This window comes from Providencia alcalifaciens (genome assembly GCF_020271745.1).
Taxonomy (GTDB): domain Bacteria; phylum Pseudomonadota; class Gammaproteobacteria; order Enterobacterales; family Enterobacteriaceae; genus Providencia; species Providencia alcalifaciens_B.
Genome location: NZ_CP084296.1, coordinates 3,181,014 through 3,195,352 on the forward strand (window position 1 = coordinate 3,181,014; position 14,339 = coordinate 3,195,352).

Genomic DNA, 14,339 nt, shown 5'->3' on the forward strand with positions numbered 1-14,339 from the left:
ATTTTTTAGTCACATCATGGTTATACTCAATTTGAGGGAGTATATCATAATTTTATGTTTATATTACGGGTGGTTAACGATGGCAGAACAACTTGAGTTTTTTGACATTCCAAGCCCTTGCCGTGGAATATGTCAGACCAATGAGCAGGGGTATTGCCGAGGTTGCTATCGAACTCGAGATGAACGTTTTGGCTGGTTACAGCTAACTAACGCTGAGAAACGTCATGTCATCCGTTTATGTCGCCAGCGATTTTTAAGGGCAAATAATAAGAAAGCAGTTCAAGAAAGCACGAATGATCCTCAACAGTCTCTGTTTTGATTGATAATAAAATTATTTCAAATTAAATAATTCAATCAAAAATCAATTTATTTAAATTAATTTCAGTGGTTACATTTCAATAAAATTTTATTTATTCAAAATGATGATGAAATTCATGTAAATCAGCTGTAAATGACATAATTTTAAGAATAACTATATTACTTTGTTTTTAAAGGATTTATTTGCTATTGCATTTTTTATTGTTAGTCGTAATTACTATAAGGGTTAAAATAGATAGATTCGAAAGAAGAGTAAGGCTATTCTTATTAATAAGGTAACTGATAGATTGTCTTATTAAGTGATTATATTATTTCTATATGAAAAATCATTGAAGAAAACAAGATATATATCACCCAATAATTTATTGATGCTCACTATATATAGGTATTTATTAGGTATTGGCTCAATAAAAGGTTGTAAAGATAAAAGGGAATTAATATATAATTTAAAAAATAATATGTGTTTGGTATATTTTTTAGACATTATAATTATATAAAGGAGGGTAAATTGGAATCTCAAATTGGAACTGAATTATCTCGTGTAGTCCGTATGTGGCGAGCATTGATCGACTATCGCCTCAAGCCACTTAAACTCACGCAAACACACTGGGTAACACTGCATAATATTAGCCAGTTACCGCCCGAACAGTCACAGATTCAATTGGCAAAAGCAATCGGTATTGAGCAACCTTCTCTAGTCAGGACATTAGATCAATTAGAAGAAAAAAGGCTCATTTCTCGTCATACATGTGCGAATGACCGACGTGCCAAGAGAATCAAACTCACAGAGGAATCGGAGCCTTTTATCAAAACGGTTGATCAAGTGATTAATAATACGCGGACAGAAATTTTAAGTAATATTAGTCATGACGAGCTAAGCCAATTATCTTTATTGCTATTAAAGCTGGAAAAAAATATTCTACGCTTACAAAATGATTCATAGGCTAATAATTTTTATTTCTAATGAGATTTTATTGCTATGAATATAATTGCATAAATATATATTAAACTAATAACTATAGCCACCGTGCACGTAATATGTATTTCTATATGGATGCATGATTTCTTACGTGAGGCGGCTTTGTATTCTATTACTATGGATTAATTATTAAAAAATGGGACATTAAGGTGTACAAATATGAATAATAAACATCAGTCAAGAAAGATAGAGAACACTCATTGCATAAATTACATTTTACTAGAATGATATCAATCACAATCATTCAATAAATTTCTGTTATGGGAATAATAAACAAAAAGATAGTAAAGTACTCAGGTTCGATAAAAACATTATTACTAATAAGCTAAAAAACAAATACTAAACATGATTTAAATAAAAAATGCGTTCATCGATTAATTAGTCGGTGAACGCATTTTATTTTTAATTTATGTCAAATTAGCGAGGTGATACAGTAACTGTATTTCCGCTGTTTGCTATCATAACACGCTGACCTACACGGAAAGCGGTAGGATCTTGTTTCTGAACAACAACGATGTTTTTACCACTGTCTAAACGGATTTCAAGCTGCACACCTTGGCTTTTGTTTAGGGCACCTTGTGCTTGTTGACCCGCTAAACCACCTGCGATTGCACCAGCCGCTGTTGCTAGCGTTTTACCAGTACCACCACCGACAGTATTACCTAACAGGCCACCGATAACTGCGCCACCAATTGCACCAATCACGTTACCATCCTCACCCGCTTGAATGGTAACTGGGCGAGCGTTTAGTACCGTACCGTAAGTCACAGTTTGGACTTGTTTAGCATCTTGAGCTGAAATAGTATCACCAGAAAGCGTACTTGTATTGACACAGCCAGATAACGCAACAACCGCAGCAACACCTACAAAAACTTTCTTAAGCATAATAACTCCTATGAGACTTGCTGTTTGTGGCAGTAACGTAGCATCGAAGATTTGTTCTTACCATAAGCACAACAACATCAAAAATTTATTTTAGATAACAGAGCCTAGACTACTAATTTTGAATTAAATAATGCATCAACACTAGGTAAAATATCTCAAATTCCACCCTAAATCCCCCACTTAAGGCACCCTTTGCTAAAGAACTATCTATCTTTTGACTATTTTAGAACATCAAGTTATAGCAAAGACTAAATAAGGGATTTTCATCTGTAATAAAAACTACCCACCATAAGGTGTAGCAGATAATTACAGAATGAACCATTATAAATCAAATTAAATAAATGAGAGATAGAAAAGCGATTCATTGTTGCTATTTTGCTCACTATTTTCATCTCCTCTATCAATTATTTATTATTCCTGCGAAGCGCTACGAGAAATTGAATCAAGAAGTTGACAAATTCTTCTCTCACAGCACAATCTTTCCTAGTTTATCTCATCGAGTGAATAGACACGTTAAAGGGAATAATGATGATTAAATCGGGTCGCTATATCGGTGTTATGTCAGGAACCAGCCTAGATGGTGTTGATGTCGTATTAGCTGCAATTAACGATAAGTTTGTTGCAGAGCAAGCTAGCTTGAGCGCCGCATTTCCGATTGAACTGAAAAAGCGCATTCTCAATATTTGCCAAGGGCAAGAAACAACACTTTCTGAATTGGGAAAAATAGATAGAGAACTTGGCACAATATATGCCGATGCCATTAATCAGCTTCTTCATCAAACGGGCCTATCTCCTGAAGATATTATTGCAATTGGTTGTCACGGACAAACGGTTTGGCATGAACCCGATAGTGAAACACCGTTTACTATGCAGATTGGTGATAACAACCGTATAGCGGCGTTAACGGGAATAACGACTGTGGGGGATTTCCGCCGCAGAGACATGGCCTATGGTGGACAAGGTGCTCCGTTAGTTCCTGCATTTCATTTAGCCGTATTAGGGCATCCGACTGAAAAACGCATTGTGCTTAATATTGGCGGGATTGCGAATGTTACTGCATTGCTGCCAAACGCATATGTAAAAGGCTATGACACAGGGCCTGGTAATATGTTAATGGACACTTGGATCTGGCGTAACAAGCAACAAGCGTATGATAAAGATGGTGAATGGGCAAAAACAGGAACGGTGAATCAGGCATTATTAAATGCGATGCTTAATGATAGCTATTTTAAACGTTCAGCGCCTAAAAGTACTGGGCGTGAATATTTTAATATGCAATGGCTAGAACAGCATTTGGCGCATTTTCAATTGTTATCTCCTGAAGACGTACAAGCAACATTGTGTGAATTGACCGCTGTATCTATCGTGGATCAAGTTAAGCTCTGTGGTGGCTGTGAGCGTTTAATTGTTTGTGGCGGCGGCGCTCAAAATAAATTCTTAATGTTGCGATTAGCGACATTACTGCCGGGGATTGAAGTCGCACCAAGTGATAAATTTGGACTGAGTGGTGATGATATGGAAGCACTGGCATTTGCTTGGCTTGCCGCTCGCACAGTTTCAGGCTTATCAGGTAGCCTTGCATCTGTAACGGGTGCTAGCAGAGATAGCGTATTAGGTGCGATATACCCCGCAAATATTGATATAAAATAACCGCTTGAAAGGACAGTAAAATGAACGAACTTGAAGAAATCGATCTTGCTGCGGTACGACGTGAATATACAAAAGGTGGATTGAGACGCAAAGATTTAACGCCAGATCCTATTCCATTGTTTGAGCGCTGGTTAAAGCAAGCTTGTGAAGCGCGATTAACTGACCCAACAGCAATGTGCGTGGCAACAGTCGATGAAACAGGGCAGCCTTATCAACGGATTGTATTATTAAAACATTTCGATGAAAACGGATTAGTCTTTTATACCAATTTAGGAAGCCGTAAAGCGCAGCATTTAGAGCATAACAATAAAATTAGTCTGCATTTTCCATGGTATCAATTAGAACGCCAAGTTCATTTTACTGGTATTGCTGAGCGTTTAAGCCCTATTGAGGTACTAAAATATTTTCATAGCCGCCCAAAAGATAGCCAAATCGCGGCTTGGGCATCTGCTCAATCTTCGCGGATTTCGGCTCGTGGAATCTTAGAAGGGAAATTTTTAGAACTTAAGCAGAAATTCCAAAACGGCGAGGTTCCATTACCAAGTTTTTGGGGGGGGTATCGCGTAGTTTTTAACAGTGTCGAATTTTGGCAAGGTGGCGCTCATCGCCTGCATGACCGCTTTCTATACCAAAGAGAAGGGGACGGTTGGGTAATTGACCGATTAGCCCCGTAATAAATGGTTTTTTAGCTGGCACTTAATTGATATGCGCTTTATGCTATAGCCTCGTTTAAGAAAATTGACAAATCATACTGACGAGCCTTTAAGCGAAGTCTTATTCTGCCAATTTTTTACATTAAAATAGATAGACAAAATTCAACCGATGGAGTCATTGATGTCTAGCAATAACCTGATTAAACAATTGCAAGAGCGGGGCCTCGTTGCCCAGGTAACGGATGAGGATGCGTTAGCAGAGAGACTGGCGCAGGGCCCTATCTCTCTCTATTGTGGCTTCGACCCTACCGCCGATAGCTTGCACTTGGGACATCTGGTTCCTTTGCTGTGTTTAAAACGATTCCAACTAGCCGGGCACAAGCCTGTGGCGTTGGTCGGTGGCGCAACGGGTCTTATTGGCGACCCGAGCTTTAAAGCTACTGAACGTAAATTAAACACCACAGAAACCGTTCAAGAGTGGGTAGAAAAAATTCGTAACCAAGTTTCACCATTCCTTAGTTTTGATTGTGGTGAAAGCAGCGCACGTCTAGCTAACAACTATGATTGGTTTGGCAAAATGGACGTGCTGACATTCTTACGTGATATTGGTAAACACTTCTCCGTTAACCAAATGATCAACCGTGAGTCTGTTAAGCAGCGTTTAAACCGTGATGATGTCGGGATCTCTTTCACTGAATTCGCCTATAACCTATTACAAGGTTACGATTTTGCGAACATGAATAAAGAGATGGGTGTTGAGTTACAAATTGGTGGTTCAGACCAATGGGGTAACATTACATCTGGTATTGATTTAACTCGTCGTCTGCATCAAAACCAAGTGTTTGGTTTAACTGTTCCACTGATCACCAAAACAGATGGTACCAAGTTTGGTAAAACCGAAGGTGGTGCAGTGTGGTTAGATCCGAAGAAAACCAGCCAATATAAATTCTACCAATTCTGGATTAACACAGCGGATGCTGACGTTTATCGTTTCCTGAAATTCTTTACTTTCATGGAATTAAGCGAAATTGACGCATTGGAAGAAGAAGACAAAAATAGCGGTAAAGCACCACGTGCACAGTATGTATTAGCAGAAGAAGTGACTAAATTAGTTCACGGTGAAGCGGGGCTCGCGGCTGCAAAACGCATTACTGAAAGCTTATTCTCCGGCGCAGTATCTGATTTAACTGAAGCTGACTTTGAACAGTTAGCACAAGACGGTATGCCATGCATCACCCTAGAAGATGGTGCAGATCTCCAGCAAGCATTAGTTGATTCAGAACTGGTACCTTCTCGTGGTCAAGCAAGAACGGCAATCAGCTCAAATGCAGTCTCTGTCAATGGTCAGAAACAAACTGAACCAATGTATGTATTCACTGATGCTGACCGTTTATTTGGCCGTTATACACTTATCCGCCGCGGTAAGAAAAATGACTGCTTAGTTAACTGGAAATAGCTCTGACGAACCTTTGTAATATATAGCCCGGAAATCTCCGGGCTATTCATATTGGCAAATGGCTACTCACTGATTTCTCTTCATTCGACATAACAATTCTCTGGGTTTCCAATGAAAAGCGTATTATCAATTCAATCCCATGTTGTTTTCGGCCATGCAGGAAACAGTGCTGCTGCATTCCCTATGTGCCGTATGGGCGTAGATGTGTGGCCACTTAATACAGTGCAATTCTCCAACCATACTCAGTATCCACAATGGACGGGTTCAGTATTTCCCGCTCAGCATTTGACAGACATTGTCGAAGGATTAGCAAAAATCCATAAACTAGCAATCTGTAATGCCGTGTTAAGTGGCTATATTGGTTCTGCTGAGCAAGGCAATGATATTCTAGCGATTGTCCAAAAAGTCAAAGCAGCGAATCCGCAGGCTATCTATTTTTGTGACCCGGTGATGGGGCATCCAGAGAAAGGATGCATCGTTGCACCAGGTGTCGCTGAGTTTCTTTGCCAACAAGCGTTAGCGGCGAGTGATGTGATTGCGCCTAACTTATTAGAGTTAGAAACTTTAGCGAATGAAAAAATCACGACCGTAGAGCAAGCCGTTCAAGCTGCTCGCCGATTATGTCAGCAAGGACCTAAAACTGTATTAGTTAAGCATTTAAACCATGCGGGTTACCGTGCAGACCGCTTTGAAATGATTTTAGTCACTGCGGAACACAGCTGGCATGTTAGCCGCCCATTAGTGGATTTTGGTGAAAAACAGCCTGTAGGAGTCGGTGATTTAACGAGTGGTTTAATGTTGGTTAACATTTTAAAAGGCGAGCCACTAGATAAAGGCTTAGAGCATGTTGCTGCGGCAGTTTATGAAGTAATGCTGAAAACCAAAGAAATGGGTGAATATGAACTTCAGTTAGTCGCTGCTCAAGATTTGATGGTTAGCCCTCAACATAAATTTTGCGCCACTCAGTTAGACTAATTGAGCGTAATAATAAAAACAGCGCCGAATGGCGCTGTCAGACCATTGACAAACCCATCAGGTTTGGAAATGGCTCTTTCGGGTTGTAAAATTAACAAGGAAAATCAATTTATTGATTTTCGCCTGATAACACAAAGAGGGAAAAACTACGCTTTTATCCCTCTTTGTCAGCAACCTCACAGCGCCAACCGGCGCTGTTTTTGTAAATACAATTCATACAATAGATTACTTCTTCAGTAACCCTTCCGCTTCTAATGCCTCTTGTACTTTTGGTCGCTTCGCAATCTTCTCACAATATTCGTTCAGATGGCTCAATGCACTGATATCAACGCCAACTAAGCGAGTCCAGTTGGTAACCGTAAACAGATACGCATCTGCAACACAGAAATCACTTTTAGCGACAAAGTAAGGCTGATTTTTCAGAACATCATTCACGTACTGGAATTTTTTCAGTAAATTTGCGCGAACAACATCTTTATATTCTTCAGGGGTATTTGGCGCAAATAATGGGCCAAAATTCTTATGCAGCTCAGTGGAAATGAAGTTTAGCGCTTCTAACTGATGGTAGCGTTTCATTGAACCTGGCAGGGCAATTAAGTTTCTATTTGGGTTTTGATCTGCAATATATTGCACAATCACAGCACCTTCAGTTAATTGCTCATCATCATCTAAAACGAGAGTAGGAACTTGACCTTTAGGGTTAATTTCTAAGAAGTTTTGACCCGTTTCTGTGCTTTTTTCTTTTAAGTTAACACGGACAATACTGAAATCTAACCCTGCTTCACGCAGAATGATATGAGGAGAAAGTGAGCAGGCACCGGGAGCGTAATACAATTTCATCATAAAACTCCTAAGTCATAGAATGGTCATCGTTATTGTTCTTCCAAGTATACACCAGATTTAAAAAGAGAATTGCCAAAGGATGCGGGATGGCTCTCAATATCTAAAATCACGCTAATATATGGCAAGCTTACGATAGACGAGTATTTTTTAGGAAAATTATCTATTTAATTGATAATCCATTAAAATTAAGAATGTTACAGGAGAGGTACCTGAGAGGGTTCTGTTATAGTTTTGTCTCACATTGAGTTACTCTCTCAATCCTTAGCCACATTTTATGAGCTGTCAAAATGGCATCCATTTTTCACAATCTGAATTACTTAACCAAGCTAGATGCCATCTTAATGGCTCATAAACCGAATAGTAGTAAAGGGTTAAAACGCTTTATTCTTGAATTTTGGTTTTTTGGCTTAATTAATGCTCGTTCTTGTCTGTTTGCTGGTTTCTTCTTTTTGGCTTTATTCCTAGTGCCTGCGAAAGGTATTTTAGGTATTCCTCGTTATGATGTTTTGTTGGTTTTCGCAGTCTCTTTTCAAGTGGTTTTGGTATGGTCAAAGTTAGAAACGTGGGATGAGCTAAAAGCTATTTGTGTATTCCATTTAGTGGGTTTTATGATGGAATTATTTAAAACCTCTGCGACAATTGGTTCATGGCAATATCCTGATGAGGCGTATACCAAACTTTGGGGAGTGCCACTGTTCACTGGGTTTATGTATGCAGCAGTTGGCAGCTATATTATTCAATCTTGGCGTTTTTTTAATGTCAGAATTGAACATTATCCACCTTATTGGATGGCGACATTAGTGGCTTTAGCCATTTATATTAACTTTTTTAGCCATCACTATATTGATGATTATCGTTGGTACTTAACGGCATTTATATTTGGTTTGTATGCCCGTAGTGTGGTGTTTTATACCCCGTTAGATAAAGAACGTAAAATGCCGCTATTGCTTGCATTTATGCTGATAGGATTCTTCATTTGGCTGGCGGAAAACTTCGGAACGTTCTTTGGTGTTTGGCAATATCCAAATCAAATCGGAGCATGGTCGATGGTACATGCAGGGAAGTGGGGGGCATGGTCATTACTGGTGATCGTGACTTTCACAATTGTGGTGCATCTCAAACACATAAAACGTTGTGTATCCATAGCGCGCTAACAACGAATTTTTTGTTAAAGACGGAGGCTATTTCCCCCGTCTTTTGGTCATTACAAATCTTGGCGCCACGCATCAATGGATAGTGGCTCTCCAAAGTGGCTTTCAATCAGACGACGCGTTACGTCATGAAGTGGAGCCGCTAAAACTTCCGCTGTATTTCCTCGCTCAACCACCTCGCCTTTATCCATCACGAGCATTTTGTCACTAATATGCTTCATCATGCCTAAATGCTGGGTAACGTAAATATAAGCGATATCTTGCTTAGCTTGTAAATCGAGCATCAAGTTGATGATCTGTGAACGCATTGACATATCCAGAGAGGCAAGTGCTTCGTCAGCCACGATAATTTCTGGTTGCAGAATTAACGCACGGGCGAGGGCGATCCGCTGTTTTTGACCCGATGCTAGCATGTGTGGGTAATATTCTGCGTGATCGGCCAGTAATCCTACTTGGCGTAATGTCTGGATAATACGTCTTTCCCGTTCAATACCGGTAAGGCTAGTATTCAGTTTTAAGGGTAATTCTAGGGTTTGACCAATACGCTGGCGTGGGTTTAAGGAGGTACTTGGATCCTGAAATATCATGCGAATACGTTGGCTTCGGTAGCTATAATCACCAAAACTTAACCGTTGACCACGGATCAAAATCTCTCCGCCAGAAGGTTCGGTTACTCCGGATAACATTCGAGCAAGAGTGGATTTCCCTGAGCCGTTAGCACCAATTATGGCTAAAGTCTGCCCAGCTTGTAGGTTAAAACTTAAGGGTTTGACGGCTTGTAATTCATGGCGACGAAATAACCCTTCACGAAAACGGAACGTTTTTGTCAGGTTACGTACCTCAAGTAACGTTTCCATTAGGGTTGTTCCTCGGTATTCAGTGGATAATGGCAGGCAACTAGATGTCCCTTAATACTACGTAGTGGTGGTGCATCGATACAGGTTCGTTGCGCGTAAGGGCAACGAGGCCCCAAACGACAGCCAACCGGTAAATGTTCCAATGAAGGGATAGCCCCAGGGAGCGTATTTAAACGACCTTTATGCGGGATCGGACTTTCAAAATCAGGAATAGAGCGAATTAATGCTTGCGTATAAGGATGGCGAGGGCGCTGTAAAATATCATTCGGTGTGGCACTCTCTACTGTCTGGCCGCAATACAGGACATTAATTCGATCAACTAATTTTGACATCATTTCCATGTCATGGCTGATCAACAAAATTCCCATATTATTGTTTTGGTTTAATTTATCCAATAAGCGGAAAATTTGTGCCTGCGTGGTGGATTCCATCGCGTTGGTGGGTTCATCTGCAATCAACAAGCGAGGTTGGTTAGCAATCGCAATGGCGATCATCACTTTTTGGCATTCACCATCGGTCAGTTCGTACGGATAACTGCGCATGATGTCTTTGTGATCTTTGATACCCACACGGTGCAATAATTCAATTGCGCGACGTTTACGCCAGTTGAAGCGTTGCCACCAACGCCCTTTGTATGTCCAGCCAGGGATTGATTGGATCAGCTGTTTCTCTATATCAGCTGCCGGGTCAAGACACGATTGCGGCTCTTGGAAAATCATCGAAATATTATGACCAATCAGGCGGCGACGCTTACGTGGGCTGAGTTTTAATAGGTCAATATCTTGGAAGCGAAAGCGGTCCGCAGTCACGCGGATATTATCCTTGGTGATCCCACAAATGGCTTTAGCAATTAAGCTTTTACCAGAACCCGACTCACCCACTAAGCCACGAACCTCACCTTCAGATAAGGTCATGGAGACGCGGTCAACGGCTTTGACGGGACCGTTAGCTGTCATAAATTCAATGGTTAAATTACGAATATCAAGTAATGGCATTATTCCACCCCCGAATTAATCGCTCGGTGTAGTCCATCACCCAGTAAGTTCACAAACAAGACACTCGACATAATCGCAACACCGGGCAAAATGACTGTCCACGGTGCCACATAAATCAATTCTAACGTATCGCCTAGCATAGCCCCCCATTCTGATGATGGGAGTTGCGCCCCTAAATCTAAAAAGCCTAATGCGGCAATATCCAAAATCGCAATGGAGAGGGCGCGGGTCAATTCAGTGACCAAAATAGGCGTAATGTTGGGTAGTACGGTGTACCACAAAATAAAGATGTTTGAGGCGCCATCCAAACGCGCGGCCACAATATACTCTTTATCTAACTCATCATGTACGGCAACGTAGATGGTACGTACCATACGAGGGATCAGTGCAAGGCAAATTGCGAGCATCGCATTGGTTAAGCTGGCACCCATAAATGCCACTACGATGATCGCCAGTAGTAAAGAAGGAATCGATAGCAAGGTATCCAAAACGTGGTTAAAGACAGCGGATTTGAGTCCACGGGTCATGCCCGCAAGGCAGCCTAATACTAAACCGATTATCGTCGCAATCGCAGTGACCAACAAGGCTGAGCCGAATGTGGATTTAGTACCAATCAAGAGACGGCTTAAAATATCACGTCCTAAATCATCCGTACCAAAGAAGAATGCCACCTCACCATAGTGTGACCATGATGGCGGCGTAATTTGGTAACCCAAAAATTGTTGGTCGATGGCATAAGGTGCTAAATAAGGGCCTACAAAACAGAGGACGATTAAAAAAATCACCCCAAAAAAGCCGATCATTGCCAGTACGTCGGAGGAGAAAATATTCCACACCACCCGTGTAGGGGATGGCATTTTCTGTTCACGATAAAAATTATCTGAGGACATACCAATCCTTATGTTTTAACGGGTCCATCATCGCGCCTAAAATATCAGATAACACGTTCACGGTGATCACCAATGCGCCAATTAACATCACGCCTGCAGAAATCGCCGAGTAGTCTCCTTGGCGGATTGCAGTGACCAACCAGCGACCTAATCCCGGCCAGTTAAACACTAATTCTGTCACCATGGTTAATGTTAGCATCGTGGAGAATTGTAGCCCTAATTTCGGGATAATCGGCGGTATGGCGTTATGAAAAATATGGCGGCGAATAATTTTAAAGCGAGAAAGCCCACGAGTGGCAGCGGCTTTGACGTAGTTACTGCTAGCCACTTCATCCGTACTGATACGGACTAAGCGAATGACTTCTGTGGTTGGTGCTAATGCGAGGGTGAGTACTGGCAGGATCATATGTTCTAACACATTGATAATCATATCTTTACGGTATGGAGAATCCGAAAGCCAAGCATCCACAAGAGCAAAGCCTGTCACTGGCTTCAAGTTATAAAGTAGATCGATTCGCCCAGAAACGGGCAGCCATCCTAAGTGAAGAGAGAAAAATAAGGTTAGTACTAACGCTAAAACGAAGACAGGCACCGAAAAGCCCAGTAGGGCAAACGTACTGATAGCAATATCAATGGGTTTGCTTCGCCAGAATGAGGCAATCATTCCTAGTGGGATCCCGACAAACAATGCGAACAAAAAGGCGAGAATGCACAGTTCCATGGTGGCAGGGAATGTGTCTTTAAGTTGGTCGGTGATAGGCTCTCCGTTAATGCTAGAGACGCCGAAATCGAAATGCAATAAGCCATCAAAATAGAAGATATACGCATCAATGAGTGATGCACCGCTAAGAGGCGCATTTGGCGTGAAGTAGCTTAAGCTGAAACTGACCAGCGACAAAAAGAAGACCGTCACCAGTAATAGCAGAAATCGTCTTAGTGAGTAGATGATCATGGTTGCGGCTCCTGCTGCCGAGGTGGTGCTTTTTTCGGCTCCTGCATTTCGCGATAAACGCCAGCAAATGAGGTGTTGCCGAATGCGCTGATCACTAATCCTTTCATATCAAAACGATAAGCTTGTAAACGCAGGGAGTAAGCTAGTGGCAATATGGGCAGTTCTTCCGCGAGAATTTGTTGCGCTTGATGATAGTAATCAATGCGGTCAGCCAGCTCTTGCGTCAGTAAGGCTTTATGCAAAACGTCATCAAATTTAGAATCACACCAATGGCTTAAGTTGGTTTGTGAGCCAATGGCGGCGCAACTGAGCAGTGGGCGGAAGAAACTATCTGGGTCATTACTGTCCGTTGTCCAGCCCGCTAATGTCATATCGTGGGAGCGATCCATTAATTGATTTTCTTGGAAACGACCTTCAACTGAACGGATACTCATGACGATACCTACTTGGGCGAGGTCTGCTTGGATTAATTCCGCCATTTTTAATGGGCTAGGGTTATAAGATTGGGAGGCGACAGGCACCCATAATTCCAATTTTAATTTTTCTAACCCCATTTCTTGCAGCATTTGTTTAGCAAGTTCAGGATTGTAATCGGTTATTTTTGTTTGATTATCAAATGCCCAAGATGCACGGGGGAGAATCGATGATGCCGTCTCTGCGGTACCATAATAAATGGACTGCATGAGCCGCTCATTATTAATTGCATAAGAAATGGCTTGGCGAACCTTGAGTTGGTTGAGAGGCGGTTTACTGGTATTAAACGCAAGATACGCGATATTCATTCCCGAACGCATGGAAATACGCAGGCGAGGGTCATCACGTAGCACTTTTAACTGACTTGCGGCGGGGTAGGCGAGGACATCGCACTCACCAGTGAGCAGCTTAGAAATGCGTCCGGTACCACCTGCTCCCATATCCACCACCACTTCTTCCATGCGTGGTTCCCCCTTCCAGTAATCTTTATTACGCAATAAACGGACAAACTGCCCAGCTTGGTAATCATCAAAAGAGAATGGACCAGTACCTACAGGGCGCCAATCAATCATCTCTTGGCGATTGCTAGCAGAAAGTTCATCCGCATATTCTGCAGATAAAACGGGCGCGTAGTGAGTCGCCAAATGCCATAAGAATGATGCATCTGGGGATTTTAATCGAAACTCCACCGTGTAGTTATTCAGTTTTTTAATACTTTCGACGCTGCTCGCAAATTGCAAGCTGTCAAAATAGGGGTAGCGCCCGCCATTAATGAAATGGTAAGGATTGCTGGTTTCAAACATACGAGAAAAACTGAATACCACATCATCGGCATTCATATTGCGCGTTGGTGTAAACCAAGGTGTGGTTTGGAACTTGACGTCTTTTCTCAGATATAACCGATAGGTCGCACCATGATCTAAAACCTCCCAACGGGAAGCCAACTCAGGGATCAGGCGATAGGTAAAGGGGTCAACATCCAGTAAGCGGTCATACAGTTGTGCGCCTAGGGGATCAATAATTAACCCGCTACTGGCGAGTTGAGGGTTAAATGTGGTGACAATGCCATTGACGCAGTAAATAAAGCCATTTTGGCGAATATCGGCTGGGACATCATTGGCAATGGTGTCTTTGTAGCTTATGTCTGTTTGCTCTGCCAATGCTGAAAGAGAAACAGTAAATAAAAACCAAAGAGTTAAAAGGCGCATAGAGCTAATATCGTTGACCTGAATTGCCTTATTGTAGCGTAAAAATAGGGTAA

The 14,339-nt window shown here is 41.6% G+C and carries 14 protein-coding genes; 7 read left to right on the forward strand and 7 right to left on the reverse strand.

Annotated features, from left to right (window positions below):
- Nucleotides 1-79: 79 nt before the first annotated feature.
- Both LDO51_RS14630 and slyA read left to right on the forward strand, forming a co-directional pair.
- A complete protein-coding gene (locus LDO51_RS14630; RefSeq protein WP_225575139.1) occupies nt 80-319 on the forward strand; it encodes a DUF1289 domain-containing protein in 240 nt (79 codons plus the stop codon).
- Between the two features lie 507 nt (nt 320-826).
- Nucleotides 827-1,261 carry a transcriptional regulator SlyA gene (gene slyA, locus LDO51_RS14635; RefSeq protein ID WP_154603994.1) on the forward strand — a complete coding sequence of 145 codons (435 nt, stop codon included), beginning with the start codon at nt 827-829 and terminating at the stop codon, nt 1,259-1,261.
- A gap of 453 nt (nt 1,262-1,714) precedes the next feature.
- Here the strand turns inward: slyA and LDO51_RS14640 are convergent, their stop codons facing one another.
- On the reverse strand, nt 1,715-2,182 hold the full coding sequence (locus tag LDO51_RS14640) for a glycine zipper 2TM domain-containing protein (RefSeq protein WP_225575140.1): 468 nt from the start codon (nt 2,180-2,182) through the stop codon (nt 1,715-1,717).
- A gap of 525 nt (nt 2,183-2,707) precedes the next feature.
- Here LDO51_RS14640 and anmK point away from each other — a divergent pair.
- The 4 genes from anmK (at nt 2,708) to pdxY (ending at nt 6,916) form a co-directional block, all read left to right on the forward strand.
- Nucleotides 2,708-3,832 (forward strand): anhydro-N-acetylmuramic acid kinase, encoded by a 1,125-nt coding sequence (gene anmK, locus LDO51_RS14645; protein ID WP_225575141.1) that lies wholly within the window; start codon nt 2,708-2,710, stop codon nt 3,830-3,832.
- A 20-nt stretch (nt 3,833-3,852) separates the two neighbouring features.
- The gene (gene pdxH, locus LDO51_RS14650; RefSeq protein ID WP_224060903.1) at nt 3,853-4,506 is read left to right on the forward strand and encodes a pyridoxamine 5'-phosphate oxidase; all 654 of its coding nucleotides are present in this window, start codon (nt 3,853-3,855) and stop codon (nt 4,504-4,506) included.
- A 160-nt stretch (nt 4,507-4,666) separates the two neighbouring features.
- Complete coding sequence (gene tyrS, locus LDO51_RS14655) at nt 4,667-5,941, forward strand: tyrosine--tRNA ligase (protein WP_225575142.1); 1,275 nt, start codon at nt 4,667-4,669, stop codon at nt 5,939-5,941.
- A gap of 111 nt (nt 5,942-6,052) precedes the next feature.
- Entirely contained in the window at nt 6,053-6,916 is an 864-nt protein-coding gene (gene pdxY, locus LDO51_RS14660; RefSeq protein WP_225575143.1) for a pyridoxal kinase PdxY, read from the forward strand.
- A 225-nt stretch (nt 6,917-7,141) separates the two neighbouring features.
- Here the strand turns inward: pdxY and gstA are convergent, their stop codons facing one another.
- Nucleotides 7,142-7,756, reverse strand: coding sequence for a glutathione transferase GstA (gstA, locus tag LDO51_RS14665; protein ID WP_225577283.1), 615 nt, complete (start codon nt 7,754-7,756; stop codon nt 7,142-7,144).
- 290 nt (nt 7,757-8,046) lie between these two features.
- Here gstA and LDO51_RS14670 point away from each other — a divergent pair, with 290 nt between their 5' ends.
- Entirely contained in the window at nt 8,047-8,913 is an 867-nt protein-coding gene (locus LDO51_RS14670; RefSeq protein ID WP_225575144.1) for a DUF817 domain-containing protein, read from the forward strand.
- 50 nt (nt 8,914-8,963) lie between these two features.
- Here the strand turns inward: LDO51_RS14670 and sapF are convergent, their stop codons facing one another.
- Genes sapF through sapA form a run of 5 tightly spaced genes read right to left on the reverse strand, consistent with a single transcriptional unit; the run spans nt 8,964 to nt 14,286 of the window.
- Entirely contained in the window at nt 8,964-9,767 is an 804-nt protein-coding gene (sapF, locus tag LDO51_RS14675; protein WP_225575145.1) for a putrescine export ABC transporter ATP-binding protein SapF, read from the reverse strand.
- A complete protein-coding gene (gene sapD, locus LDO51_RS14680; protein WP_225575146.1) occupies nt 9,767-10,762 on the reverse strand; it encodes a putrescine export ABC transporter ATP-binding protein SapD in 996 nt (331 codons plus the stop codon). Before sapD ends, sapF begins: the two co-directional genes overlap by 1 nt.
- Nucleotides 10,762-11,652 (reverse strand): putrescine export ABC transporter permease SapC, encoded by an 891-nt coding sequence (sapC, locus tag LDO51_RS14685; RefSeq protein ID WP_225575147.1) that lies wholly within the window; start codon nt 11,650-11,652, stop codon nt 10,762-10,764. The genes sapD and sapC overlap by 1 nt, the downstream gene beginning before the upstream one ends.
- On the reverse strand, nt 11,639-12,604 hold the full coding sequence (gene sapB, locus LDO51_RS14690) for a putrescine export ABC transporter permease SapB (RefSeq protein WP_225575148.1): 966 nt from the start codon (nt 12,602-12,604) through the stop codon (nt 11,639-11,641). Before sapB ends, sapC begins: the two co-directional genes overlap by 14 nt.
- Nucleotides 12,601-14,286, reverse strand: a complete 1,686-nt coding sequence (gene sapA / locus LDO51_RS14695) for an ABC transporter substrate-binding protein SapA (protein WP_225575149.1) — start codon at nt 14,284-14,286, stop codon at nt 12,601-12,603. The genes sapB and sapA overlap by 4 nt, the downstream gene beginning before the upstream one ends.
- Nucleotides 14,287-14,339 lie beyond the last annotated feature (53 nt).